This window comes from Lacimicrobium alkaliphilum, assembly GCF_001466725.1.
In the GTDB taxonomy this organism is placed as follows: Bacteria; Pseudomonadota; Gammaproteobacteria; order Enterobacterales; family Alteromonadaceae; genus Lacimicrobium; species Lacimicrobium alkaliphilum_B.
Genome location: NZ_CP013650.1, coordinates 4259514 through 4286106 on the forward strand (window position 1 = coordinate 4259514; position 26593 = coordinate 4286106).

31 protein-coding genes are annotated in these 26593 nt (G+C 48.7%); 24 read left to right on the forward strand and 7 right to left on the reverse strand.

Annotated elements, in window-relative coordinates:
- Window positions 1-5: 5 nt before the first annotated feature.
- Genes recF through dnaA form a run of 3 tightly spaced genes read right to left on the reverse strand, consistent with a single transcriptional unit; the run spans window position 6 to window position 3625 of the window.
- Complete coding sequence (gene recF, locus AT746_RS19020) at window positions 6-1094, reverse strand: DNA replication/repair protein RecF (RefSeq protein WP_062483624.1); 1089 nt, start codon at window positions 1092-1094, stop codon at window positions 6-8.
- 21 nt (window positions 1095-1115) lie between these two features.
- Window positions 1116-2219, reverse strand: a complete 1104-nt coding sequence (gene dnaN / locus AT746_RS19025) for a DNA polymerase III subunit beta (protein WP_062483627.1) — start codon at window positions 2217-2219, stop codon at window positions 1116-1118.
- Window positions 2220-2239: 20 nt separating this feature from the next.
- A complete protein-coding gene (gene dnaA / locus AT746_RS19030) occupies window positions 2240-3625 on the reverse strand; it encodes a chromosomal replication initiator protein DnaA (RefSeq protein WP_062483628.1) in 1386 nt (461 codons plus the stop codon).
- 495 nt (window positions 3626-4120) lie between these two features.
- Here dnaA and rpmH point away from each other — a divergent pair, with 495 nt between their 5' ends.
- From rpmH to mnmE, 6 genes are all read left to right on the forward strand, one after another.
- Window positions 4121-4255, forward strand: coding sequence for a 50S ribosomal protein L34 (rpmH, locus tag AT746_RS19720; protein ID WP_082633349.1), 135 nt, complete (start codon window positions 4121-4123; stop codon window positions 4253-4255).
- A 14-nt stretch (window positions 4256-4269) separates the two neighbouring features.
- Window positions 4270-4626, forward strand: a complete 357-nt coding sequence (rnpA, locus tag AT746_RS19725; protein WP_082633350.1) for a ribonuclease P protein component — start codon at window positions 4270-4272, stop codon at window positions 4624-4626.
- Window positions 4593-4844, forward strand: a complete 252-nt coding sequence (gene yidD / locus AT746_RS19730; RefSeq protein ID WP_082633351.1) for a membrane protein insertion efficiency factor YidD — start codon at window positions 4593-4595, stop codon at window positions 4842-4844. Before rnpA ends, yidD begins: the two co-directional genes overlap by 34 nt.
- Before the next feature lie 6 nt (window positions 4845-4850).
- Window positions 4851-6488, forward strand: coding sequence for a membrane protein insertase YidC (gene yidC, locus AT746_RS19035; protein WP_062483630.1), 1638 nt, complete (start codon window positions 4851-4853; stop codon window positions 6486-6488).
- A 100-nt stretch (window positions 6489-6588) separates the two neighbouring features.
- Entirely contained in the window at window positions 6589-7071 is a 483-nt protein-coding gene (locus AT746_RS19040) for a YajQ family cyclic di-GMP-binding protein (protein WP_062483632.1), read from the forward strand.
- Window positions 7072-7079: 8 nt separating this feature from the next.
- Window positions 7080-8444 carry a tRNA uridine-5-carboxymethylaminomethyl(34) synthesis GTPase MnmE gene (gene mnmE, locus AT746_RS19045; protein ID WP_062484416.1) on the forward strand — a complete coding sequence of 455 codons (1365 nt, stop codon included), beginning with the start codon at window positions 7080-7082 and terminating at the stop codon, window positions 8442-8444.
- A 13-nt stretch (window positions 8445-8457) separates the two neighbouring features.
- Here mnmE and AT746_RS19050 read toward each other — a convergent pair whose 3' ends face one another.
- Window positions 8458-8967 carry an STAS domain-containing protein gene (locus AT746_RS19050; protein WP_062483634.1) on the reverse strand — a complete coding sequence of 170 codons (510 nt, stop codon included), beginning with the start codon at window positions 8965-8967 and terminating at the stop codon, window positions 8458-8460.
- Window positions 8968-8982: 15 nt separating this feature from the next.
- A complete protein-coding gene (locus AT746_RS19055; RefSeq protein WP_082633352.1) occupies window positions 8983-10296 on the reverse strand; it encodes a PP2C family protein-serine/threonine phosphatase in 1314 nt (437 codons plus the stop codon).
- A gap of 169 nt (window positions 10297-10465) precedes the next feature.
- On the opposite strand from AT746_RS19055, the gene mioC reads away from it, so the two are divergent.
- The 16 genes from mioC to AT746_RS19140 all read left to right on the forward strand — a co-directional run bounded on the left by mioC (window position 10466) and on the right by AT746_RS19140 (window position 24332).
- Complete coding sequence (gene mioC, locus AT746_RS19060) at window positions 10466-10939, forward strand: FMN-binding protein MioC (RefSeq protein WP_082633353.1); 474 nt, start codon at window positions 10466-10468, stop codon at window positions 10937-10939.
- Window positions 10936-11580 carry a DnaT-like ssDNA-binding domain-containing protein gene (locus AT746_RS19065; RefSeq protein WP_062483636.1) on the forward strand — a complete coding sequence of 215 codons (645 nt, stop codon included), beginning with the start codon at window positions 10936-10938 and terminating at the stop codon, window positions 11578-11580. Before mioC ends, AT746_RS19065 begins: the two co-directional genes overlap by 4 nt.
- Complete coding sequence (locus AT746_RS19070) at window positions 11561-12376, forward strand: ATP-binding protein (RefSeq protein ID WP_062483637.1); 816 nt, start codon at window positions 11561-11563, stop codon at window positions 12374-12376. Before AT746_RS19065 ends, AT746_RS19070 begins: the two co-directional genes overlap by 20 nt.
- A 559-nt stretch (window positions 12377-12935) precedes the next feature.
- Complete coding sequence (mnmG, locus tag AT746_RS19080; RefSeq protein WP_062484419.1) at window positions 12936-14852, forward strand: tRNA uridine-5-carboxymethylaminomethyl(34) synthesis enzyme MnmG; 1917 nt, start codon at window positions 12936-12938, stop codon at window positions 14850-14852.
- Window positions 14852-15484 (forward strand): 16S rRNA (guanine(527)-N(7))-methyltransferase RsmG, encoded by a 633-nt coding sequence (rsmG, locus tag AT746_RS19085; RefSeq protein ID WP_062483641.1) that lies wholly within the window; start codon window positions 14852-14854, stop codon window positions 15482-15484. Before mnmG ends, rsmG begins: the two co-directional genes overlap by 1 nt.
- A 16-nt stretch (window positions 15485-15500) precedes the next feature.
- Entirely contained in the window at window positions 15501-16319 is an 819-nt protein-coding gene (locus AT746_RS19090) for a ParA family protein (RefSeq protein WP_062483642.1), read from the forward strand.
- 41 nt (window positions 16320-16360) lie between these two features.
- Complete coding sequence (locus AT746_RS19095; protein ID WP_062483644.1) at window positions 16361-17251, forward strand: ParB/RepB/Spo0J family partition protein; 891 nt, start codon at window positions 16361-16363, stop codon at window positions 17249-17251.
- A gap of 123 nt (window positions 17252-17374) precedes the next feature.
- Entirely contained in the window at window positions 17375-17755 is a 381-nt protein-coding gene (locus tag AT746_RS19100; protein ID WP_062483646.1) for an ATP synthase subunit I, read from the forward strand.
- A gap of 16 nt (window positions 17756-17771) precedes the next feature.
- Window positions 17772-18632 carry a F0F1 ATP synthase subunit A gene (atpB, locus tag AT746_RS19105; protein WP_062483649.1) on the forward strand — a complete coding sequence of 287 codons (861 nt, stop codon included), beginning with the start codon at window positions 17772-17774 and terminating at the stop codon, window positions 18630-18632.
- A gap of 43 nt (window positions 18633-18675) precedes the next feature.
- Entirely contained in the window at window positions 18676-18909 is a 234-nt protein-coding gene (gene atpE, locus AT746_RS19110; RefSeq protein WP_062483651.1) for a F0F1 ATP synthase subunit C, read from the forward strand.
- Between the two features lie 51 nt (window positions 18910-18960).
- Complete coding sequence (gene atpF / locus AT746_RS19115; RefSeq protein ID WP_062483652.1) at window positions 18961-19431, forward strand: F0F1 ATP synthase subunit B; 471 nt, start codon at window positions 18961-18963, stop codon at window positions 19429-19431.
- Between the two features lie 14 nt (window positions 19432-19445).
- Window positions 19446-19979, forward strand: a complete 534-nt coding sequence (gene atpH / locus AT746_RS19120) for a F0F1 ATP synthase subunit delta (RefSeq protein ID WP_062483654.1) — start codon at window positions 19446-19448, stop codon at window positions 19977-19979.
- 13 nt (window positions 19980-19992) lie between these two features.
- Window positions 19993-21534 (forward strand): F0F1 ATP synthase subunit alpha, encoded by a 1542-nt coding sequence (gene atpA / locus AT746_RS19125; protein ID WP_062483655.1) that lies wholly within the window; start codon window positions 19993-19995, stop codon window positions 21532-21534.
- A gap of 50 nt (window positions 21535-21584) precedes the next feature.
- Entirely contained in the window at window positions 21585-22445 is an 861-nt protein-coding gene (gene atpG, locus AT746_RS19130) for a F0F1 ATP synthase subunit gamma (RefSeq protein WP_062483657.1), read from the forward strand.
- 29 nt (window positions 22446-22474) lie between these two features.
- Window positions 22475-23860 (forward strand): F0F1 ATP synthase subunit beta, encoded by a 1386-nt coding sequence (gene atpD / locus AT746_RS19135; protein WP_062483659.1) that lies wholly within the window; start codon window positions 22475-22477, stop codon window positions 23858-23860.
- A gap of 52 nt (window positions 23861-23912) precedes the next feature.
- Window positions 23913-24332, forward strand: coding sequence for a F0F1 ATP synthase subunit epsilon (locus AT746_RS19140; protein WP_062483661.1), 420 nt, complete (start codon window positions 23913-23915; stop codon window positions 24330-24332).
- 28 nt (window positions 24333-24360) lie between these two features.
- Here the strand turns inward: AT746_RS19140 and AT746_RS19145 are convergent, their stop codons facing one another.
- Entirely contained in the window at window positions 24361-24948 is a 588-nt protein-coding gene (locus AT746_RS19145; protein ID WP_082633354.1) for a tRNA-uridine aminocarboxypropyltransferase, read from the reverse strand.
- A gap of 15 nt (window positions 24949-24963) precedes the next feature.
- Between AT746_RS19145 and AT746_RS19150 the strand changes: the two genes are divergently transcribed.
- Window positions 24964-25308, forward strand: coding sequence for an MGMT family protein (locus tag AT746_RS19150; protein WP_062484423.1), 345 nt, complete (start codon window positions 24964-24966; stop codon window positions 25306-25308).
- A gap of 74 nt (window positions 25309-25382) precedes the next feature.
- Window positions 25383-25817, forward strand: a complete 435-nt coding sequence (locus AT746_RS19155; RefSeq protein ID WP_062483664.1) for a nuclear transport factor 2 family protein — start codon at window positions 25383-25385, stop codon at window positions 25815-25817.
- A gap of 10 nt (window positions 25818-25827) precedes the next feature.
- Here the strand turns inward: AT746_RS19155 and AT746_RS19160 are convergent, their stop codons facing one another.
- Window positions 25828-26496: a choice-of-anchor H family protein gene (locus AT746_RS19160; protein ID WP_062483666.1), complete on the reverse strand. Its 669-nt coding sequence runs from the start codon at window positions 26494-26496 to the stop codon at window positions 25828-25830.
- Between the last annotated feature and the right edge of the window lie 97 nt (window positions 26497-26593).

The following is a 26593-nucleotide window of genomic DNA, read 5'->3' on the forward strand; positions in this document are numbered from 1 at the left end:
TAATTTTACTCCTCTCTCACCTGGCCATGTTCCACGTGAAACACTTTCTTGTCTTTATAATTCTCTACGAAATTGATTTGCTCTTTTTCAATTGCCGTAATGAACACTTGTGCCGATGTACTTAACAATGCATCGACAAATATTTGTCTGCGTTCTGCGTCAAGTTCTGCTCCGATATCATCGAGCAGAAACACGCAGGAACGCGATTTTTTCTGGTGTAGTAACTGAGCCTGAGCCAGCAACAGCGCCGCCACAAACATTCTCAGCTGACCTCTGGACAGAACTTCCTGCACTGCAACATTGTCAGCCCTGAGACGCAAATCAGCCTTGTGTGGGCCGCTGGAAACATGACCGAATCGTCGGTCTTTTTCCTGCTGCTGAAGCAGCACGTTAGTCAGATCGCTACTGTTATCCCAGCCACTATGATACGAGATTTCGAAGGAAAACTCAGGTAGAAAATCCTTCAGATTGGCTAATAAATAGGGTTTCAGACTGCTGAAAAAACTGGCTCGGTAGCTGTCAATCTTTTTCCCTGCCTCACCTAACTGCGTAAGCCAGTATCCCAACATATCATTCTTTGCTGCAGGCTTCTGTCTTATTAGTGCATTACTTTGTCTTAGTAGCTTCTGATAGGTCACAGACGCGTCAAGAAAACCATGTTCCACGTGGAACACTCCCCAATCAAGGAAACGACGCCTCATCCTTGGCGCTCCCGTAATTACATCGCTGCTGTTTGGTGTGAAAAGCTGGACGGGGAACAATCTGGCAAGATCTGAAACCTTCTTAAGAACCTCGCCATTGGCTTTGATAACTGGTTCTCCCTGACGTTCTCTCTGATAACCCAGATTAACGGGGTGGCCCGTGTTATCTGTCGCACGACAAAATAGAGTGAACTGTTGTGCATCCCTGTTAATAACATTGACATGCTTAAGGGTGCGAAAAGAGCGTCCGAAGCCCAGATAATGTATAGCTTCAAGCAAGGATGACTTACCGCTGCCATTGTCACCTATTATCAGGTTCAGCTCAGCCGCCGGACGCAATCTCACATCGGACAGGTTTCTGAATTGATTGATCTGGACGTCGTCCAGCCTCATAAGGGTCTTCGCAACGGTAAATCACAGCCTCATGGGCATGATAACGTACAATGCAGAGTCATCAGACGCATCTTCTATCAGCGCACTGTTATTGGAATCAGACATTGTCATCTTAACTTTCTCCGACGAGAGAGCATTGAGTACATCAATCAGATAAGCAACATTAAATCCAATTTCCAGACTATCGCCCTGATAATCTACATCTACGACTTCTTCTGCCTCTTCCTGCTCAGGGTTATTCGCGGTGAGTTTAAGTTCACCACTGGCAAGATTAAGACGCACCCCACGAAACTTTTCGTTAGACAGAATTGATACCCTGGAGAATGCCTGTTTGAGCGTTTCCTTGGAAGACAGTACTGTCTTGTCACCTTCTTTGGGTAACACCCGGCGATAATCCGGGAAACGACCATCTACAAGCTTACTGGTGAAAATAAACTCCGTGGAAAAAATACGAATATGATTTGAGCCAATCTGCACTTTCAGAGGTTTGTCTTCGTCCTCTATCAGGCGGGATATTTCCATTACACCTTTACGGGGCACAATCACTTGTCGCTCCGGGAGATCACCATTCTCGTACGCGATACGACACAACGCCAGGCGGTGGCCATCTGTTGCTACAGTACGAATGATATTAGCTTCAGTTTCAAAGGACATTCCATTGAGATAATAACGTACATCCTGCTGCGCCATTGAGAAATGGGTACTGTCGATCAGGCGCTTGAGGTTAGCCTGCGATATCTCAAACTCCACTTCCCCCTGCCAGTCTTCGAGGTTTGGATACTCTGCCGCAGGTAAAGTAGAGAGCGAATACTTGCCTCTGCCGGCCTTTAATATTGCCTTGTTGCCGTCCAGGCTAAACAAAATCTCACTGTTGTCTGTAAATCCTTTACAGATATCCAACAGTTTTTTAGCCGGAACAGTTACCTCACCGTCTTCAAAGTCACCGGTAAGCGCAACATTTGAAATCAGCTCCACTTCCAAATCCGTGCCTGTTAGCCATAGTGTGCCCTCACTTACCTTTACCAGCACATTGGAAAGAATGGGTAGTGTGTGGCGTCTTTCGACGGCTCCGGCAACCAGTTGTAAGGGCTGTAAGAAGTTTTCCCTGCTAATTGTAAATTTCATGAGCGACTCGTTATTATTTTTTATGACGACAGTGTGCGAATAAGATTTTGATAATCTTCCTTAATATCATGACTCTCTTCACGAAGTTGAGCAATCTTTCTGCAGGCATGTAAGACCGTTGTATGATCTCTGCCTCCAAAGGCATCCCCAATCTCCGGCAGACTGTGATTAGTCAGTTCCTTTGCCAGCGCCATAGCAACCTGCCTTGGTCTCGCTACACTTCGACTACGGCGTTTAGAAAGCACATCTGCAACCTTTATCTTATAATATTCAGCTACAGTTTTCTGGATGTTATCTATAGTAACGAGTTTTTCCTGCAAGGCTAATAAATCCCTGAGGGCTTCTCTGACAAAATCGATAGTAATAGGACGGCCAGTAAAATTCGCGTTGGCAATCACCCGGTTCAGTGCACCTTCCAGTTCCCGGACATTAGAACGCAACCGCTTGGCGATAAAAAATGCCACCTCATCCGGCAGCTGTATGCGATTTTCCACCGCTTTACGCATAAGAATTGCGACCCGGGTTTCGAGCTCCGGTGGCTCAATAGCAATGGTAAGACCCCAGCCAAAACGTGATTTCAGTCTGTCTTCAACACCATCAATTTCCTTAGGATAACGGTCAGAGGTCAGTATGATCTGCTGATTTCCCTCAAGCAGGGCATTAAAGGTATGAAAAAATTCTTCCTGGGAGCGGTCTTTCTTGGCAAAAAACTGGATATCATCGATTAACAGCGCATCAACAGAACGATAGTATCGCTTAAACTCTTCGATCGCATTGTTCTGCAAGGCTTTCACCATGTCCTGAACGAATCGTTCGGAATGCATATAAACCACAGTGGCATCACGGTTTCTGGCCAGCAGACCATTGCCCACGGCATGTAACAAGTGGGTTTTACCCAGTCCGGTACCACCATAAATAAACAAAGGGTTGTAGGCGCCGCCCGGATTGTCTGCGACCTGTGTGGCGGCTGCCCTGGCCAACTGATTGGATTTACCTTCAACAAAATTATCAAAGGTATAAGTCAGGTTAATATTGCTCTTGTGCTCAACCTTAACCGGCTGTTGAGTCACTGCACCAGCGTGACCGTTAAAAGGAAAATTCTGGCGGGTCTGTGGTGTTGTATCACGGTCCTTTTCTGCCGGAGATCCACCTACATTAGCCCGTCCCGCCATACCTACATCGAAATGCAGTGTTGGTATCTCTTCCGGCAAACAAAGTTCACCAAACAGTTCCGTAATTCTTTCTATATATTTATCTCTGACCCAATCCAACACAAACCGGTTGGGAGCAAAAAGCGTCAGGGTAGAATCCTGCTGTTGCGCCTGAAGCGGGCGGATCCACATGCTAAACTGCTGTGTTGGCAACTCCTGTTGTAACCGCTCGAGACACTCATCCCACAAAGCCATTAATAAAAAACCCCTCCAGAACACCGGGCGGTATTCTGCGATGCAAAAGTGTGTTTATTCCAGAATTTCTAATTTCGCTTGACGTGCAGCGCTGTGAATTATTGCCGATCTTTATCCACAACTTCAATCTTGATCTTTTATAGATTTATGCTCCGACATCAAAGCAAACCTAGTTCTTTGTTTTTATAGGCTTTTTATTTTAATTATTATTATGAATGGGCTCAGCCTACAGGCTTAGAAAGTGGATAAAAAGTGAGTTTAATTTGAACAACTTATACAGGGCGGCAGCGAATTCTGTGGATAAAACTTATCTCAGACATAGTTTTACTAACATCCCGTCTAAGCTGCGTACAGAGTACCTTCTGTTTATTCACCGCAAAGCTAAACAAAACATTGACAGATGCTGTCTGCATCTCTAGAATTCAGCGTCCTTTTTTGAGCACCATACAGGTGTTCGGGATGTTAACTAAGTTACAAACAGCGGCGGACTAGGTTATGAAAAGAACATTTCAACCAAGTAATTTAAAGCGTAAACGTTCACACGGTTTTCGTGCCCGCATGGCGACAAAAAATGGCCGTAAGGTTCTTGCCAGTCGTCGTGCTAAAGGCCGTGCACGTCTATCAGCCTGATTGCATTTATCGAAGTGGGTGAAAATCAATTTTCTCGGGAGTTAAGGCTACTTACTCCCACCCATTTCGAGAATGTTTTCCAGCAAGCCATACCGGCTGTCTCCCCCCAAATTACCTTACTAGCAAGAGCAAATCAGCTTTCACACCCCAGACTGGGTATCACTATATCCAAAAAACGGGTTAGAAAAGCCCATGATCGCAATCGTCTTAAGCGGGTCATCAGAGAAAGTTTCCGTCTGCATCAGCACAGGTTGCCAAAAGCTGATATTGTAGTAGTCGGCAAGACAGGACTGGCACAATTATCCAATCAACAACTTTTCACTCTGCTGGAACGCTTATGGAAAAAACTCAGTCTGCGCTGCAATCCATAAGTATTTGGATAATTCGTCAGTATCAAAAATGGATTTCCCCTATACTGGGGCCCAGATGCCGGTTCGATCCCTCATGCTCGCACTATGCGGTGGAAGCAATTAAAGTCCATGGCGTGATAATTGGTTGTTGGTTAAGCATCAAACGCATATTAAAATGCCACCCTTTACATCCGGGCGGGTCTGATCCCGTTCCGTCCCGAAGCAAAGAGAATAAGTAATCTGTTATGGAATCCCAACGTAGTTTTCTCCTCATCGGCCTGGCCCTGGTAAGCTTTTTACTCTGGCAACAATGGCAACTGGACTATGCTCCACAACCCGTTGAACCTGCCGGCCAAGGCACTCAGCAAAGTCCGTCGTCCACTGGTTCTGCCCAAAGCGCAGATGTACCCAGTGCAGACCCATCCGGCCCTTCACCACAAACAACCGCGAAAGGCCAGCTAGTTTCAGTTAAAACCGATACGCTGGACATCCGCATTGACACCCGGGGCGGTGATGTTATCTCGGCGAAACTGCCTCAGTTTCCGATTGAACAGGACGGAGACGAGAGTTTTATTTTGCTCAGTTCTGAGCCTGGCATCTACCATATCGCTCAAAGTGGCCTGATTGGTAAGGATGGCCCGGATGGTGCCGCATCAGGCCGCCCCATGTATCAGGCTGAAAGCACTGACTATGAGATGAACGGCGATACGCTGTCCGTGCCCTTAGTGTGGCAATCCGGGAAAGGCCTTAAGGTGACGAAAACCTTTCACTTTACCCGTGGCGAGCATCATATCCGGGTCGAATATAAAGTGGAGAATCAGGGTTCAGATACCGCGCAGCTACAGCAATACGCACAGCTAAAACAAACCACTATGGGTGAAGAAGGCAGCATGTTTATGCCGACTTACCGAGGCGCGGCCTACTCTACAGAAGAAGACAGGTATACCAAATACAGCTTCGATGACATTGCCGATAAAAATCTTCGTACCTCTACACCCGGAGGTTGGGTGGGGATGCTGCAACATTATTTTGTTGCGGCCTGGATCCCGCCGCAGGATCAGCAAAATACCTTGTACAGCCGTCTGTTACCCGGTGGTTATGCCAGCATTGGCTTTACCGGCACGCCGGTAAGTGTTGCACCAGGCGAAACAGCAGTGCTGTCGAGCACCCTGTATACCGGCGCCAAGGATCAGGAGTCACTGGCTGAGCTTGCCAATGGCCTGGATTTGACCGTGGATTACGGCTTCTTATGGTGGTTGTCACAACCGCTGTTTTCACTGCTTAAGTTTATCCATGGCCTGGTGGGTAACTGGGGCCTGGCAATCATCATCATCACCGTGATTGTTAAGGGTCTGATGTACCCTCTGACCAAGGCTCAGTATGAGTCCATGGCCAAACTGCGGGCATTACAACCGAAGATGAAAGCGCTGAAAGACAGATACGGCGACGACCGTCAGAAAATGTCCCAGGCGATGATGGAAATGTACAAAAAGGAAAAAGTAAACCCTATGGGTGGCTGCTTCCCGTTGTTGTTGCAAATGCCTATATTCCTGGCACTGTACTGGGTGTTGCTGGAAAGTGTTGAATTACGCCATGCGGACTTTTTCCTCTGGATTACTGATTTGTCGGTTAAAGATCCCTACTTTGTGCTGCCCATACTCACCGGCGCCAGCATGTATCTGATTCAGAAACTACAGCCGATGACTATTCAGGACCCCATGCAGCAGAAGATCATGCAATTTATGCCGGTGATGATGAGTATCTTCTTCCTCTGGTTCCCGGCCGGGCTGGTACTTTACTGGCTGATCAGTAACGTCATCACCCTGATACAGGCCAAACTAATTTACGCCTCCATGGAAAAACGGGGCCTGAAAACTAAATAATCAGAATGATTCAGTAAAAAGGCCCGTTAATGCGGGCCTTTTTTTTAGCTGTTGGTTAAAATTCCTGAATCCTGTCAGAACCTCACTACAAGGAACCATCATGCCCTCTTTCGATATTGTTTCAGAAATCGATCAGGTTGAAGTCAGAAATGCCGTCGACAACGCCAACCGTGAGCTGGACACCCGCTTCGATTTTCGTGGGGTAGAGGCCAGTTTCGAACTCAAAGACGGCCATGTCACCATGACCGCAGAATCAGACTTCCAGCTTCAGCAAATGCTGGATATTTTGCGCACAAAATGTGCCAAACGCGGTGTGGATAATGCTTCACTGGAAGAGAAAGATATTGAACATATAGGAAAAACCTATAAACAAGTGTTGGTGTTTCAACAGGGTATCGACCAGCCAATGGCGAAGAAAATCATTAAGCTGCTCAAAGAAAGCAAGGTAAAAGTCCAATCCGCGATTCAGGGTGAGCAGATACGGGTCAGCGGCAAGAAACGGGATGATCTGCAACAAGCCATTGCTCTGGTTAAAGAAGCCAATCTCGGTCAGCCCTTCCAGTTTAATAACTTTCGGGATTGATGGTTTTTATGGTGCAGCAACAAACCATTGTCGCTCAGGCTACCGCACCCGGCCGCGGTGGTGTGGGAATCGTCAGAGTATCCGGCAGTCGGGCGGCAGAGGTAGCAGAAAAGCTGCTGGGAACCCTGCCACCGGTACGCAAAGCCGAATATCTGCCTTTTTATGATCTTAAGGGAAATATCATCGATCAGGGTATCGCGTTGTTTTTCCGCGGACCAAATTCTTTTACCGGAGAAAATGTACTGGAGTTGCAGGGCCATGGTGGGCAAGTGGTCATGGATATGCTGATCAGCGCCATTGTAAATATTGATGACATTCGTCTTGCCCGGCCAGGCGAGTTCAGCGAACGGGCTTTTCTGAATGACAAACTGGATCTGGCACAGGCAGAAGCCATTGCCGATCTGATCGACGCCAGTTCAGAGCAGGCCGCCCGCTCTGCCCTTCGCTCATTACAGGGCGAATTCTCCAGTCAGATACATACACTGGTAGAACAGGTTATCCATCTGCGCATCTATGTGGAAGCCGCCATAGATTTCCCCGATGAGGAAGTCGACTTTCTCAGCGATGGTAAAGTACAGGGCGATCTGGAAGCCATCATAAACCAGTTGCAACAGGTACAGGATCAGGCCCGCCAGGGCAGTATTCTGCGCGAAGGCATGCAGGTGGTGATTGCCGGTCGCCCCAATGCCGGCAAATCCAGTCTGCTCAATGCGTTAGCCGGAAGAGACGCAGCCATTGTCACCGATATTGCTGGTACCACCCGCGATGTACTCAAAGAACATATTCATATCGACGGCATGCCGTTGCACATCATCGACACCGCTGGCCTGCGCGACAGCCCAGACAAAGTGGAACAAATAGGTATTCAGCGTGCATGGGATGAAATCAACCGTGCCGATATGGTGTTATTTATGCTCGACTCTCAGCAGAGTCTGGAGACAGACCCCCACAAGATCTGGCCGGAATTTGTTGATCGTCTGCCCGAACGCATCAGAATGACAGTGATCCGCAATAAAATTGATCTCTCCGGGGAAACAGCGGGGGTAGAAAAACTCGCCGATCATACCGTCATTCGCCTCTCTGCCAGCCACAAAACCGGCATCGAATTGCTCGCCGCGCATCTTAAAGATGCCATGGGCTTTAATGCTGCACCAGAGGGCCGGTTTATTGCCCGCAGGCGTCATCTGGATGCTCTTGAACAAGCCTTAGCTCATCTGCAGCAGGGTCACTCACAGTTACTCGACAATCAGGCCGGAGAGCTGCTGGCTGAAGAATTACGATTGTGTCAGCAACACTTAAATGAGATCACCGGTGAATTCAGCTCCGATGATTTATTGGGCAGAATTTTCTCCAGTTTTTGTATCGGTAAGTAAGACCGTTGCAGATTTATTTATCATTCCGCGACTGCAATTCCTGTTTAAGCAGGTCTACCACTGGCTGAAAGGTCTGCCGGTTGCTCTCCCCCAGCTTAAGCAGTTCCTCATGGGCGGCAAGAATCATTCTAGCCCTTTGCTGTTCATCGGCACTTTGGCCTGACACTTCAACAAAGGCATCGGGCGCATCCAGAGGTTTATCCAACAAGGTAAATACCTGATCCAGACACATACTCTGTAATAACGTGGTCATGTCTTTATCTGTGGAAATCAGGGTGGGTTTACGCTGATGATGCTCGAGCATATTACGGGCGATCATCGCGAGCAGACCCAGATTAGTGCTATCCAGATACTTTGCCTGACTGAGATCGACCACCACATCATCGCACACACAGTCCCTGGCATCGAACAGGGTGTTAATCAGCGCTTCAAGACCACCGCTCTGGCCATGTCTGACCTCACCAACAAACCTGAAAAAGCATACTCCCTGCAGGTTGGCATAAAGTATCTGGTCATCCTGCATAGTTCACCTCAACATTTAGCGACTGACTGACAACAATGTCAGATCATCGGGTAACTTACCTTGTTCCCGGACACCTATACGCCTTGCCAGCTCAGACAAATCTCCGGGCAAGGGATCGAGCAGTGCCCTCAAGTTCAGCAACTGCTCATCCAGTGACTGGCCATGAATGCTCTCCAATACACCATCGGAGAATACATACAAAGAAAAGTGTTCCGGTAATACACAAAGCTTTTCCTGATACTGAGTAAAATCAAACAGCCCCGCCGGTGTCCCTTTGCACTCCATGACCTCCAGTTTATTGTCCTGCAACAACAGAGGCCAAGGATAAATACCGGCGTTAGTATAGCGCAGCAGATCTTTATGGCTGTCCAGGACAGCATAGAACAACGCCACATGTTTACCCATATCTTCTTTAATCAGGGTCTGATTCAGTTCATCCAGCAGCGCCGCGGGATCAATAATAATGGTGCTCTCGTCCCGGCTGTACTGTTCAAGGGCGGCAGAGATAAAACGTTTGAGATAAACGGTTACGAAAGCCGATGACACCCCATGGCCAGATACATCCGCCATGTAAAAACCCACATACCTCTGGTCAATGGCAAAGTAATCGACAAAATCGCCACTCATAAAATCCGAAGGCAATAGCAGATGACTGAAGGTAAAACCTGATACCTGCAGATTATCCTTAGGCAGCAGTTTAAACTGAATGCGCCTGCCCGCCCGCTCACCTTCTTCCAGCTCACTCAGTGAGATCTGAAGTCTGGTATTGGCATTTTCTAACTCTCGGGTGCGCAGCCTGACTTTTTGTTCCAGTTGCTGATTCAGCTCTACTACCTGCTGAATAAAGCCATAGCTGCGCAGTGACGCGATCACAGCGGTTACCAGCTTTTGTGATGTCAGCTCGGTTTTCTCTTTGTAGTCATTAATATCGTAATCCTGTATGACCCGTTGTTCGGGTGCATGGCCTGCCTGCCCTGTTCTCAGAATCACTCTGACCGCGTTGTTGTTCAGTTCTCTGCGGATATAGTGAACCAGTTGCAGACCCGCGTCGTCTGACTCCATCACCACATCAAGCAGAATAAGACAGATATCGGCTTCCTGTTCCAGCAATACTCTGGCCTGTTCACCACTGTTTGCACTGAACAACCTGACTGGCCTGTTTTCGAATACCAGGTCCCTGAGCACCAGTCTGGTCATCACATGCACTTCCTCATCGTCATCTACAATGAGTATTTTCCAGGGCGAAGCCTGATCCTGCTCCCGAGTGTGTTCAGGCTCGCTATCTTCCTCAAAAAACAGTATGTCATCCCGTTCATCACTTTGTGTCATCAGCCCCTGGTATCCTCTTCAAAATCTATCGGGATTGAATTTTTACTATAGCGCCCAAATTCTGATGCTGACAGTATAGAGTCTTAACAGCAGGTTAAATCATCCGGACTACACCACCTGAGTTTAATCCACTGGTATAATAGCGAACGATTAATATAAAGGCAGACACGTGAATTCATTTGAAATTATTGTCGGTTCCATGCTCGGTGCCACTGAGTATGTCGCCGATGCGCTGGCGGAAGAGCTAACCAACTATGATCTTAACAGCAGAATTCACCTGACACCGGATCTGAGTGAGCTGGATCCTCAGGCTACCTGGCTTATCTGCACATCAACCCACGGAGCAGGAGATTTTCCTGATAATATTCACGCCTTTACAAGGCAATTACCACAGGCCAGCCTGAACCAAATCCGTTACCTGTTAGTTGGCCTGGGAGACAGCAGTTACGATACGTTCTGCGAGGCCGGCAAAACCATGCACCGATTGATGCAGGCTGCCGGCGCAAGCAGCATTGTTGAACCCTGTTATATCGACGTGCTGGAACACCCCATTCCCGAAGATGAAGCCGTTGCCTGGCTGAATAGCCATCTGCAGAGCCCCAAATTTATTCAATCACTGAACCTGACAGGAGCCGGAGCTTGAATCAGGCAGAACTGGACGCCCTCATATCCCCCATAAGTAATGAATCCAGGGTGCTTTATATGCTCGGACTACGGCCTGGTGCGGATAAAACCACTGGTGTCAGCGCGCCCCTGAACTACCGGAATCTGCTGGCCCTGCTAAACAGTAAAGCCACAACGTTCGCCCTTGGCAGACAAATAAATCAGTTACTCAAAGAGCTGGCTGATGCTGGTCTGATAATCTGTCAGCAGGAGTCCATATCCGATCGTAGTCTGAACGGAGAATCCTTGCTGCTGCCCTTGTTGGTACCCTCTTCACAGGGTTATCAGCAGTTACATCTGCAGTGGCAGGCCATGACCGCCGACTGGATGCCTGATGAGGCTTTGTTCAGTGAGCTGGCAACTCTGGTAGGATTACTCGACAAGAATTATCAACAGCAGGATGTCGGCGAGTTTGTGGCCTACTGGCTGAGTCGACCGGAAATTAATCTAACCTTATTTCAGTGGACCCAAAAGTTTGTTTTGCACCTGAAAAACCGACGTCAGGCTTATGGCCAGAAACAACAGGTAGGGCATCAGGTGGTCACCAGCACCGCCGGTATAACTGCCGACGATAATGCCAGGAAACTGGTGGAGAAATATCATGCAAAGCCTAAACGATAAAATCCGGCAATTGGCCAAAACCCTGGGCAAAGAAGCACCTGAAGGGCCGGTAAAGGACTATTCAACGCTGCGCCAGGAATACGAAAAACAGGCCAATAAAGAAATTCAGCAGATGCAGCTGGAAGCGAAAAAACAGCGCATTGAACAGATCCATGGGCGCTCTGACCTTAACCCTGCCTGGACTTTTGCCAACCTGATAGAAGACACAGCCGATGTTAAAGAAGCTGTGAGTATTGCCAAATCCTTTATTGCAGCCCATGGCGATCCTAGCTGGCGCCGCAGTGGTTCTCATATGATGCTGTTTTATGGCGATTACGGCCGGGGCAAATCTCATATCGCCGGTGCCATCGCCCATGAACTGATCGATAAGTACGAAATTTCAGTGCTTTATCGCCAGCTTTCCAGCTTATTGGAGATGCGTTATTTCTCCTATGACTTCAATGCAAAAGACGATGCTGGCCAGAGATTCCGTGAGATCACTCAGGAATTGATGACGGTGGATTTGCTGATCCTGGATGAAGTTTGTGTCAACGAGTCACAGTTGAAAAAGAGTGCACAGGGCTGGCTGGGTACCCTGTTACGTCAGCGCTACAGTCAGAATAAAAACTGTATTCTGATCACCAACCATGATCTCACCAGCCTCGGGCAGGCCGTAGGTCCATACTGCTTTGAATCTATCAAGGAATATGACACCTATAAGGTTCGTTTCAGCGGCCCAAGCCGGCGCAGAAACGTGGAAGATGATATACCGGCCACAACCAAAACCAGCGGCTATATCCCTAATCAGGTACGCTGATTCGTCTGAATCAGTGCTGTCCTGATCACTGTGCAGACATTTTTTTCTTCTTTCTTATCTGATACCCATCTCTGTTCGCATCATTCCCACCGAACAGGCGTCAGATCTTATCCACCGCAGATCCTGAGGATCTGCCCTCAGATCAGGGAGCACAGACGGATCATACACAGAGGTTACCCACACAAAATCACGGATAATTTTATTTTTGTGGATAAAACAAGGCTTATACTGTGGTAAACCTATGTTTACCACCTTAATAACTTTCACCCCGAAATCACCTGTGGATAAGAACCCGACTTGATCCCAGCTTATACCTCTTAGATCAGATCTTACACACAAGGTTAAAATCCATGTAAGTTATTGTTTTTAATTTAAATAAATCACTTATCCAAAGGATCTGGTGTGCTTAACAGTAATAATAATAATCTAATAGATCCATATAGATCTTAGATCTACTACAGAAGATCATTTCCTTGGCTGTTCGAATTTTAATCGTTTCGTTTCATCCATAAAGTCTATAGAATATGCGCCCCGATTCAGGCAGCTTGCAGAGGTAATGATGTTTTATACCGAAAAATTTGATGTCATCGTCATTGGTGGTGGTCACGCTGGCACTGAAGCTGCCCTCGCCAGTGCCAGAATGGGTGTAAAAACATTATTGCTGACCCACAATATCGATACTCTCGGGCAAATGTCCTGCAACCCGGCCATAGGTGGTATTGGTAAAGGTCATCTGGTAAAAGAAATTGATGCCCTGGGTGGTGCCATGGCGCTGGCAGCAGATCGTGCAGGGATCCAGTTCAGAACCCTTAATTCCAGCAAAGGCCCCGCGGTAAGAGCGACCCGCGCTCAGGCAGATCGTAGCCTGTATAAAAACGCTATCCGACATCACCTCGAACAACAGCCGAATCTGACCTTATTCCAGCAATCCTGTGATGATCTTATTATCGAACAGGATCGGGTAACCGGCGTTGTCACCCAGATGGGACTGAAGTTTCACGCAAAAACTGTGGTAATGACCGTTGGCACTTTCCTTGGCGGGGTTATTCATATCGGTCTGAATAATTATCAGGGTGGCAGAGCGGGCGATCCACCTGCAAATGCGCTGGCACAGAAATTACGGGCGATGCCTTTCAGAATATCCAGACTGAAAACAGGTACCCCAGCCAGACTGGATGCGCGCAGCCTGGATTTCAGCAAAATGCAGGAGCAACCCGGTGATACGCCGTTGCCGGTATTTTCTTATCTGGGCAGGGCCTCTGATCATCCGCGCCAGATCCCTTGCTACATCACGCATACCAATGAGAAAACTCACCAGGTGATCCGCGATAATCTGCATAAATCGCCCATGTATGCCGGTGTGATTGAGGGCATCGGGCCAAGATATTGCCCTTCCATCGAAGACAAGATCGTGCGCTTTGCGGATAAAAGCTCGCACCAGATTTTCGTCGAACCTGAAGGACTTAACAGCATTGAGATGTATCCCAATGGTATATCAACCAGCCTGCCTTTTGATGTGCAGTATGAACTTGTGCGGTCCATTCAGGGCTTTGAAAACGCGCATATTATTCGCCCTGGTTATGCCATAGAGTATGATTTTTTCGATCCCAGAGATCTTAAGCAATCACTGGAGACCAAATTCGTACAGGGGCTGTTTTTTGCCGGCCAGATCAATGGCACCACAGGTTATGAAGAGGCCGGTGCTCAGGGGCTGATCGCGGGTATGAATGCGGCTTTGCAGGTGCAGGATAAAGAGAGCTGGACGCCAAGACGGGATCAGGCCTATATGGGTGTGCTGATTGACGATCTGGCCACTATGGGCACCCAGGAGCCCTACCGCATGTTCACCAGCCGTGCCGAATACCGGCTGTTGCTGCGAGAAGACAATGCGGATCTGCGTCTGACCGAAAAAGGTCGTGAGTTAGGCCTGGTGGACGATCACCGCTGGCAGCAGTTTAACCTCAAACTCGACGCCATAGAGCTGGAGCGTAAGCGTCTGGCCAGTAACTGGGTTCACCCCTCTCACAGAGCCACTGGTGAGTTGAATCAGATACTTAAAAATCCGGTCAACCGTGAACATTCTCTGGAAGAATTAATTCGCCGGCCTGAAATGACCTACGCCAAACTGATGCAGATTGGTGATTTAGGTCCGGGGCTGGATGATGCTCAGGCCGCAGAACAGGTGGAGATTCAGATTAAATACGCAGGCTATATTGAACGTCAGAAAGAAGAAATAGAGCGGGCTCTGCGCAACGAAAATACCTTGTTACCGCTTGATTTTGATTACAGTCAGATTTCAGGTCTGTCTAATGAAGTCATCGCCAAACTCAATGACGCCAGACCTGAGAGCATTGGTAAAGCGTCACGGATTTCCGGTGTCACACCGGCTGCAATTTCGCTGTTGCTGGTGCATCTGAAAAAACAGGGTCTGCTGCATAAAAACAATCAGCGTAAAAACGAGAAAGTCAGCGCCTGATGTCTGCTTCAGCATTACAGGGACAATTGCAACGCGCATTGTCTGAAACAACATTGAATATCAGTGAATCGCAGCAACAACAGCTGATTGCCCTGACAGAATTGATACACAAGTGGAATAAAGCCTATAACCTCACTTCGGTAAGAGATCCCCGGGACATGCTGATACGGCATATTCTCGATTCTGTGGTGGTAGCCCCCCATATCCAGGGACAACATTTTATTGATGTGGGTACCGGGCCGGGGTTGCCCGGTTTACCGCTGGCCATAGTGATGCCTCAGCAGCAATTTGTGTTGCTGGACAGCCTGGGTAAGCGTATCCGTTTTATCAAACAGGCGGTGTTCGAACTGGGGCTTGAAAATGTTACTGCGGTGCAGGCCAGAGTAGAAGATTATCAGCCAGAGACAGCCTTTGATGGTGTTTTAAGCAGAGCCTTCGCCAGCATAAAAGATATGTTGCACTGGTGTCAGCATCTGGTAGATTCACAAGGAACTTTTTTGGCGCTCAAAGGGCAGGTTCCGGCACAGGAATTAGATTCTTTGCCGCAGGGCTTCACGGTCAGGGATATCATCAGGCTTGAAGTACCCGGCCTGCAGGCGGAGCGCCATCTGATAAAAATGATTAAAAATTAATACAGGTGTTCGGGTTTTGGGAAAGGTCATTGCCATAGCGAATCAGAAAGGCGGGGTGGGTAAAACCACCACGGCGGTCAATGTTGCCGCATCCATGGCAGCTACCAAACGTAAAGTGTTACTTATCGATCTGGATCCTCAGGGCAATGCCACCATGGGCAGCGGCGTCGACAAATACAATGTTGATGCCACCTGCTATGAGTTGCTGATCGAGGAAAAGCCAGCCGAAGACGTGATCATCACAGAAACCAGCGGTAAGTATCATCTTATTGCTGCTAACGGTGATGTAACGGCGGCAGAGATAAAGCTGATGGAACAGTTCGCCCGCGAAGTCAGGTTGCGTAACGCGCTGAAACCGGTGCGCGATTACTACGATTTTATTTTTATTGATTGTCCTCCTTCGCTCAACCAGCTGACGGTGAATGCAATGGCCGCTGCCGATTCGGTGCTGGTTCCGATGCAGTGTGAATATTATGCCCTGGAAGGCTTAACGGCATTGATGGATACCATCAGCAAGCTGGCCTCTGTGGTAAACCCCGAACTCAAGATCGAGGGAGTGCTGCGGACCATGTACGATCCCAGGAATCGCCTTGCTAACGATGTTTCCGAGCAGTTAAAAAGGCATTTCAAAGACCAGGTATATCGCACCGTGATCCCCAGAAATGTGCGCCTGGCTGAGGCGCCCAGTTTTGGTACGCCAGCGATGTATTACGAACGTTCGTCTACCGGAGCCAAGGCGTATCTTGCATTGGCTGGTGAGATTCTCAGACGCCGGGATCAGGAAGTGAAGTCTCAGCGGCGCGAAGTGCCAGTTGAATCCGGGCACGATGGCTGATTCGATATTTGCCATTGAGCTAATTTGTATTTGAGGAACCCATGTCCACTAAAAAACGCGGCTTAGGCAGAGGGCTGGATGCCTTACTGGCAACCAGCAGCCAGCAGAAAAATAATGATTCAGCTGACGAGCAAAACAACTCCCAGACCGGTGAGCTGCAAAAGTTGCCGATCGAATATCTGCATCCGGGTAAATACCAGCCCCGTAAAGACATGTCGCCTGAGGCGCTGGAAGATCTGGCCTCCTCTATCCGCTCGCAGGGCGTGATACAGCCTATAGTGGTGCGTAAGACCGGAGAGCATAAGTTTGAAATCATAGCCGGTGAGCGTCGCTGGCGGGCATCACAGATGGCACATCTGGATCAGGTGCCCTGCATCATCAAGAATGTGCCCGATGAAGCGGCTGTGGCTATTGCTCTGATTGAAAACATACAGCGCGAAGATCTCAATGCCATGGAGGAAGCTCAGGCATTACAAAGACTACTGACCGAATTCGATTTAACTCATCAGGAAGTGGCCGAAGCGGTGGGAAAATCCCGCGCCAGTGTGACTAATCTTCTGCGCCTGAATAATCTGGCTGACGATGTCAAACTCCTGCTCGAATATGGTGATATCGAAATGGGTCATGCCCGTGCATTGCTGGCACTGGAAGGAGAAAACCAGACCGAGGCCGCCAGAACAGTAGTGGCTAAAGGCATGACAGTGCGGGACGCGGAAAAACTGGTGCGTAAGTTACTCGAACCGGCTGTACCTAAGCCTGAGTCAAAACCTGATCCGGATATTAAGCGTCTTGAAAATCATCTGGCCGAACAACTCGGTGCATCGGTTTCCATCAGCTGCAATGCCAAAGGCAAAGGCAAGCTGACGATCAATTACAGCAGCCTGGATGAGCTCGACGGCATTATTAACAAATTTAAAACACAGGCCGGATAACAGGGCTAAAATGCTCGTCCGGTAGCCTTGTTTAGCGCTGCCGAATATGGTTGCAAAAGATAGGCAGATCAGTATACTTCGGCAGGTTTTTGACCCCTGTTTGACAGGCTGAAAGGTTTCATATTGACGAAGAATACTGTGGTCAGTGAGAGAAAATCTGCTTATCTGGCGATACTTTTTCAGGCCGGGGTCGCCGCTGTTGTCACTTTTGTGGTGTGGATGCTGTATGATCCGCTGGCGGCAAAATCAGCCCTTAAAGGCGGGCTGGTTGCAGTAATACCAAATTTTGTCTTTGCGTATCTGGCATTTCGTTATCTTGCCTCGGAGCACGCGGAGCGGGTAAAGGCCCTGATGTTAGGAGGCCATACCATAAAAATAATTTTAACTGTTGTGTTGTGTGCCCTGGTGTTGTCTCAGTCTTCACTCGCGCCGGGCTTTTTTATCGCAGGTTTTGTTATCACCCTGCTGACACAATGGACAGCACCTTTTTTCTTTAAACATTAAACAATTAGGATGAAACATGGCTGCAGGTGAAGAACTGACCCTATCCAGTCATATTCAGCACCACCTTACCAACGCAAAAGTCTGTACTACCGAAGCCGGTGTCAGCTTTAACAAAGCGTGTAGTGAGGCAGGGTTCTGGACATGGCATATCGACACCCTGGCCTGGTCTGTTGGACTGGGTATTCTGTTTTTATGGCTGTTCCGTTCTACAGCAAAAAAATCCACCACAGGCGTGCCTGGCAAGTTCCAGTGTTTTGTGGAAATGCTGGTGGAATTTGTTGCTGATAACGTTAAAGATACCTATCACGGTAAGAGCAGACTGATTGCCCCTCTGGCGCTGACCATATTTGTGTGGGTATTTCTGCTTAACCTGATGGATCTGGTGCCGGTGGATATCCTGCCCTGGATTGCACAGCAAGTCGGTGCTCAAGCCTTTGGTATGGATCCCCATGATGTGTACATGAAGATTGTACCTACCACGGATATCAATATGACCGCGGCCCTGGCGCTGGGCGTCTTTATCCTGATGATCGGCTATTCCATACGTATTAAAGGGGTGACAGGCTTTGTTAAAGAACTGACGCTGCATCCTTTCAGTACCAGCAATCTGCCGCTGCAGATCGTATTGATTCCTTTCAACCTGCTACTCGAACTGATCGCTTTGGTTGCCAAGCCGTTTTCACTGGCACTGCGTTTGTTCGGCAACCTGTATGCCGGTGAAATGATATTTATCCTGATTGGCGCAATTGGCTTGATGCAGTTGCCCCTTCACTTTGCCTGGGCGGTTTTCCATATCCTGGTCATCGTGTTGCAGGCCTTTGTATTTATGATGCTGACCATCGTGTACTTAAGCATGGCCAGTTCGGATAATCACTGATTTTTTAACTCGTTACTTTAACTTTTGATAATTGGAGAAAACAATGGAAATCGCAGTTGCAATTAAACTTATCGCTGTAGCTTTGTTGATCGGTTTCGGTGCCATCGGTACTGCACTGGGCTTTGGTAACATGGGTGGTAAATTCCTTGAAGCCTGTGCCCGTCAACCTGAGCTGGCGCCTTCCCTGCAGGTGAAAATGTTCATCCTTGCTGGTCTGATCGACGCCGTAGCTATGATCGGTGTGGGTATCGCCATGTACATGTTGTTCGCAATGTAAGAAAACGACTTTAGTCACTTTACGAACAACTGTTAATAAGGAGGAGGGGTTGTGAATCTTAACGCCACTCTAATTGGAGAACTCATCGCTTTTGCCGTCTTCGTGCTGTTTTGCATGAAGTTTGTGTGGCCGCCTCTGATGTCGGCCATTGAAGAGCGTCAGAAAAAAATTGCTGACGGTCTGGCTGCTTCTGAGCGTGCAGATAAAGATCTGCAGATCGCCCAGGAAAAAGCGAAAGAGCATTTGAAAGAAGCGAAGCACCAGGCTGCTGATATTATCGAACAGGCCAAGAAACGCGCTGCTGAAATCGTTGAAAGCGAAACCCAGCGCGCTAACCAGGAACGCGAGAAAATCGTTGCTGGTGGTCAGGCCGAAGTCGAAGCAGAACGTAATCGTGTTAAGGAAGAACTGCGTCAGCAAGTTGCTACCTTAGCCATCGTTGGTGCAGAGAGAATCTTGGCGCGTCAGATTGATGCGGCGGCACAAAGTGACATAGTTGAAAAACTGGTCGCTGAACTTTAAGGGGTATTGGGCCTATGTCTGAACTGGCAAATATTGCTCGCCCCTATGCCAAAGCAGCGTTTGAGTATGCGGTAGAGAACAAGGCCATTGCCCAGTGGCAAGATATGCTGGGCTTTGTTGCTGCTGTAGCACAGAACGACTCAATCAAGCAGGCACTGAAAAGTGCTATGGCAGCCAACCGGCTGTCACAGCTGTTTATTGAGGTATGTGGCGAACAACTCGACCCGCACGGTCAGAACCTGATTAAGGTAATGGCTGAAAACGGACGCTTGAACACGCTCCCTGATGTATTGGTGATGTTTAATCAGCTCAAGTCTGACTATGAAAAAGAAGTGGCTATTGATGTGACTTCTGCCACAGAACTGAGCGACAAACAAATCGCTGATCTCAGCGCGTCTCTTGAAAAACGTCTTGCACGAAAAGTACAGCTGAATTGTAAGGTGGACCCACAGTTAGTGGCAGGCATGGTAATCCAGGCCGGCGACAATGTGATTGATGGTTCCATCCGCAGCAAATTGACCCGTCTAGCCGACGCGTTGCAAGCATAATGGGGAAAAGAGCATGCAACTGAATTCCACAGAAATTGCAGAACTGATCAAAAAACGTATTGAGCAGTTCGATGTTGTAACTGAAGAAAGAAACGAAGGTACTATTGTTGGTGTAACCGACGGTATCATTCGCATCAATGGTTTAGCCGACGTGATGCAGGGTGAGATGATCGCCCTGCCCGGCAGCCGTTATGCTATCGCCCTGAACCTGGAAAGAGACTCTGTCGGTGCCGTAGTTATGGGCCCGTATGCAGATTTGCAGGAAGGGGTTAAGGTTAAATCCACGGGCCGTATTCTTGAAGTACCGGTAGGTGAGAAGCTGCTCGGTCGCGTGGTGAACACCCTGGGTGCGCCTATCGACGGTAAAGGCTCTATTGATGCCGATCGCTACGAGCCGGTTGAAAAAATCGCGCCTGGTGTTATCGAGCGTCAGTCAGTCGATCAGCCTGTGCAGACAGGTTATAAGTCTATTGATGCCATGATCCCGGTTGGTCGTGGTCAGCGTGAGCTGATCATCGGTGACCGTCAGACCGGTAAAACAGCCCTGGCTGTAGATACCATCATCAACCAGAAAGATTCCGGTATTAAGTGTGTATACGTTGCTGTAGGCCAGAAAGCGTCTACTATCGCCAACGTGGTGCGCAAGCTGGAAGAGCATGGTGCCCTGGATCACACTATCATCGTTGCGGCATCAGCCTCAGAATCTGCTGCATTGCAGTATCTGGCACCGTTCTCCGGTTGTACTATGGGTGAATATTTCCGTGACCGTGGTGAAGATGCACTGATTATTTACGATGACCTGTCTAAACAGGCCGTAGCCTATCGTCAGATTTCACTGTTGTTGCGCCGTCCACCAGGCCGTGAAGCCTACCCCGGTGATGTATTCTATCTCCACTCCCGTTTGCTCGAGCGTGCAGCCCGTGTTAACGCTGACTATGTAGAGAAATACACTAAGGGTGAAGTGAAAGGTAAAACAGGGTCTCTGACCGGTTTGCCAATCATTGAAACCCAGGCCGGTGACGTATCTGCATTCGTACCTACCAACGTGATCTCCATCACAGATGGTCAGATCTTCCTGGAAACCAACCTGTTTAACGCCGGTATTCGTCCTGCGGTAAACGCCGGTATCTCGGTATCCCGGGTTGGTGGTGCAGCACAAACCAAAATCGTCAAGAAGCTGGGTGGCGGTATTCGTCTGGCCCTGGCTCAGTATCGTGAACTGGCGGCCTTCTCGCAGTTTGCCTCTGACCTTGATGATGCCACCCGTGCTCAGCTGGAACACGGAGAGCGGGTTACAGAGTTGATGAAACAGAAGCAGTATTCGCCTATGTCAGTGGCGAAGATGGCTGTTTCACTCTTCTCCGTTGAAAAAGGTTACCTGAAAGATGTCGAGCTGAATAAAGTCCTGGACTTTGAATCGGCCCTGCAATCTTTTATGGAAAGTGAATACGCTGATTTGATGAAGACCATCAATGACACAGGTAACTACAACGACGAAATCGAAGCGTCTCTGAACGAAGCAGTGAAAAAGTTCAAGGAAACGCAAACTTGGTAATCACAGGATGCGCTTAGGCGCATCTGTCGTTGAGTAATCGGGAGAGTGTCATGTCCGGTGGTAAAGAGATAAAAGGCAAGATCGGGAGTATCAAAAATACTCAGAAGATCACCAGCGCAATGGAAATGGTTGCCGCGTCGAAAATGAAAAAGGCGCAGCAACGTATGGCTTCGAGCCGTCCTTATGCGCAGAACATGCGTAGCGTGATCGGTCGCTTAGCCAATGCCAACCTGGAATACCGCCATCCTTATCTGGAAGAAAGAGAGATAAAAGCCGTTGGCTATATCGTCATTTCAACAGACCGGGGCTTATGTGGCGGACTGAACACCAACGAATTCAAAGCGGTGGTTAAAGAAGCAAGAGAATGGCAGGGCAAGGATGTCAAAGTGCATTTTTCTGCGTTGGGATCAAAAGCCTGCAGCTTCTTTGACCGTTTTGGTGGAAAGGTAATGGCAGCTGAGTCTGGTCTGGGTGACAACCCCAGCGTCAGCGATGTTATTGGCCCGGTAAAGGTCATGCTGAACGCGTTTGATGAGGGTGAGATCGATCGTCTGTATCTGGTATTTAATAACTTCGTGAATACCATGACGCAGGAACCCAGAATCGATCAGTTACTTCCTTTGCCTAAGTCTGATGAAGATGAATATAAGCACAGCTGGGACTACCTGTACGAACCGGATCCAAAACCAATTTTGGATACTTTACTGGTTCGTTTCATAGAATCTCAGGTGTATCAGGGTGTGGTCGAAAATCTGGCCTCTGAGCAAGCCTCCCGAATGGTGGCAATGAAGGCAGCAACAGATAACGCCGGTAACCTGATCGATGATCTGCAACTGGTTTACAACAAAGCCAGACAAGCGGCAATTACACAGGAAATCAGTGAAATTGTCAGCGGCGCCGCAGCTGTGTAGGCAAAGGTTTAAAATTAAGAGGACAAATTATGAGTAAAGGTAAGGTCGTCCAGATTATAGGTGCCGTTGTGGATATCGAATTTCCACAGGATTCGGTACCTAAAGTCTATAACGCACTGAAAGTGACCTCCGGTGAACTGGAGGGGCTGACGCTGGAAGTTCAGCAGCAATTGGGTGGTGGTGTTGTACGTACCATTGCTATGGGTACCACAGACGGTCTGCGTCGTGGCCTGGAAGTTGAAGATGTCGGTCATGCGATTGAAGTCCCCGTGGGTAAAGCCACTCTGGGACGGATCATGGATGTATTGGGTAACCCAATCGACGAAGCTGGCCCCATTGGTGAAGAAGAAAAATGGTCTATTCACCGTGAAGCACCAAGCTACGAAGAACAGTCCACAGCCGTTGAGCTGCTTGAGACAGGTATCAAGGTAATTGACCTTATCTGTCCTTTCGCCAAGGGTGGTAAAGTGGGTTTGTTCGGTGGTGCCGGTGTAGGTAAAACCGTTAACATGATGGAGCTTATCCGTAATATTGCCATCGAGCACAGCGGTTACTCAGTGTTTGCCGGTGTGGGTGAGCGTACCCGTGAAGGTAACGACTTCTATCATGAGATGAACGACTCTAACGTTCTGGATAAAGTCTCACTGGTTTACGGTCAGATGAACGAGCCACCGGGCAACCGTCTGCGTGTGGCCCTGACCGGCCTGACTATGGCGGAGAAATTCCGTGATGAAGGCCGTGATGTATTGTTCTTCGTTGACAACATCTATCGTTATACCCTGGCCGGAACCGAAGTATCCGCATTGCTGGGTCGTATGCCTTCTGCGGTGGGTTACCAGCCTACTCTGGCTGAAGAAATGGGTGTGTTGCAGGAACGTATTACCTCAACCAAGACCGGTTCAATCACCTCGATTCAGGCCGTATACGTGCCTGCGGATGACCTGACTGACCCCAGCCCGGCAACCACCTTTGCTCACCTTGACGCAACGGTAGTATTGTCACGTGATATCGCTTCTCTGGGTATTTACCCGGCTGTTGACCCACTGGATTCGACTTCTCGTCAGTTGGATCCGCTGGTTATCGGACAGGAGCATTATGATGTGGCCCGTGGTGTGCAATCTGTATTGCAGCGCTATAAAGAACTGAAAGACATCATCGCCATACTGGGTATGGACGAATTGTCTGAAGAAGATAAGCGTGCGGTATCCCGTGCCCGTAAGATCCAGCGTTTCCTGTCTCAGCCTTTCTTTGTGGCTGAAGTCTTTACCGGTGCACCTGGTAAGTATGTGTCCCTGAAAGACACCATCAGCGGCTTTAAAGGGATTCTGGACGGTGAATACGATAGCCTGCCAGAGCAGGCGTTCTACATGGTCGGTTCGATCGAAGAAGCGGCCGAGAAAGCCAAGGGCATGTAAGGGTTTTCCGCCGTCTTTGACGGCGGAAATAAACTAACCGTTAGGAGGTGAAATGGCAGCTATGACTGTACATCTCGATGTGGTAAGTGCCGAGGAGAACCTGTTCTCCGGTCGGGTAGAAACCATCCAGGTTACCGGTAGCGAAGGTGAACTGGGTATTTACCCCGGCCATGCCCCGTTACTGACTACCCTGAAGCCAGGTATGGTAAGGCTGGTAAAACAGCATGGCCATGAAGAGTTTATCTACATCGCCGGTGGTGTACTCGAAGTACAGCCCGGTACTGTAACTGTGATGGCCGATGTGGCGGTAAGAGCGGATGACCTGGACGAACAGGCCGCACTGGAAGCCAAGAAACGTGCTGAAGAGCACATTGCTAATCCAAGCAGTGATCTTAACTATGCAGAAGCGGCGGCCGAACTGGCCGAGGCCATTGCCCAGTTAAGACTGATTAAGACTTTACGGCGCAAATAAGCAAAACTAGAGCTTTAAAAAAACCCCGCTACGATGCGGGGTTTTTTATGCCCGAAAATAATAACCGCTGGCGAGCGTCAAGCAGGTCAAGTAAGGCCTGTGTATCCGTACCGTCAATTAGCCTTAATGCTCCGGCAGTGGCTTCAAGTGTGGACAGGCTGTTTGCGCACCGGCTCTGGCGTTGATAGATACTTGGTATATCCTGCAGGTGAAAGCTGTTCAGTTCCTGTAGCCAGGGATTGGACCGCCAGATTTTATAGGCCTTACGCCAGGTGCCATCAATCAGCAATAAAGCAGAAAGAGAACATCTGTTCTCTAGCCTGGTCTCTGCCAGATCCTGGCTATTCTGATTAGGGTAAAGCACGGCAACATGTTCTTTGTTGTTGATGCACCAATCCCTGATCGGCTTAAAATCGCCTTCCTGCTCACCATTAATAACGTCAATGCTTGCTAATGATAATTGCAATAAGGGGACGGTGTTCTTTGCCTGCCTGGCTTCACTGGGATGGCGCAGAATTAAGACTCTGATATTGTTTGCTACAGGCTTTATGGCGTGGCACAGACACACTGATTGCGGATAACTACAGTTTTGGCAGTATTGTCTTTTAGACGGCATAAGGGGAGACAGGCAATTAACAGCAGCGACAAGTATAAAAGGATTTGGAAAACGGTGCAGCAGATCCCGCCGGGATTTGTAGCCAGCTATGGCCAGATCGCTGACTTGGCAGGTTTGCCAGGCCGTGCCCGTCTGGTGGGTAAGGCATTAGGTTTTGTGCCAAAGGAAATGCGGGTTCCCTGGTTCAGGGTGTTAAGGTCCAGTGGCCAATTGGCATTCGCACCCGGGAGCCAGTCTGCACAAACACAAAAGGGCCTGTTACAGGAGGAAGGAGTGGTGGTAATCAACAACAGGGTTCGCCTTAAAGACTTTCAGTGGCAGCCCGATTTAGCTGAGCTTTTATTTAAACTCGAATATTAAAGGCATACCCTCCGCTTTTTATCTGTATATTTTAGGGTTAAGCTGGGAACAGAGAACAACTCCGGAATATGCTGATGAAATATCTGGTCACCCTGGCTTTGACTACCCTGCTGTTTATACTGCCATTAACAGCCAACGCCACAGAACAGCAGTTGCTGCAAAGACTCGATGCGTTTCTCTATGGTGCCAGTATCAACGATGCAGAGATTCACAACGACTTCTGGCACAGCGACCTTATTTACACCAGTTCTGCCGGCACCCGCTTTGGTAAGGCTGAGCTGATGCAGGGAGTGCGTGAGACCGGCCCGGTCGAGGAGTCTGCGGTCAGCACCTGGTACGGTGCAGAAGACGTGAATATCAGGATCTTTGATAACGTCGCCCTACTGACCTTTAAACTGGTTGGTAAAACCGATGAGCTTACTGAGTATTATCTGAATAGCGGTACTTTTGTCCGTGAGAACGGTAAGTGGCAAGCCATAAACTGGCATGCCACCAAAGCTGCTGATTGAGACCGACCAATTAATTGACGGACCTTATCCTGCGCCAACCAGCCAGGGTCAGCAGTGCGATTATCGTTGAAATACTGTTTGTACCCCCTTCGCTATTTACTATCACCTGCGGTTCGGTATATTCGTAATCAACACTTTCAAGAGGCAGATAAAGCAGATCACTGTCAGTGTATCCGTCATACACCGCGACCAGATTGTTGCTGTCGGCATCGTAAACCTCAATCAGTATCTCGTAGTCCTCGCTGACGAATCCTTCCACCAGGGTAGTGTTGACCTCAAAGGCATCGTCACTATCCTCATCGTATATGGTGAACACTGAACTACTGTGATACTCGCGAAATTCATCATCAACGCCAAGATAGAGCACAGCATAGACAGCTGCACTAGTGTAATAAGTATCCACATCAAAATTGAGTGTGAAGTCTGAGTAGTAGCCGTCGTGGTCCTGATCCCCCTCCAGAGTAACCCAGGCATCATAAACCCAGAACTCTTCTGTACCATGATATTGGGGTCTGGATATCGCTGACTTTGTTTGTGGGCCAATGGAGGTCTGCATCTTGTCGGGTTTGGTGTTATCGACTTTTTGTTGTGATTGATACTCTGTGGATTCTGCGTGCCAGCTCTGAGCCTGGGTCATTATGCTGAGGGTCATCAGGGTAATAAAGAGAATGGTTTTCATGGTCTGTCTCCCGTTCGATTGGTATAAAGTGTGGGGGACAGGGAGTGAACGGAAACTGAACCCAGTCTGACCGGAACTTCAGCCAGAGAGACAAAAC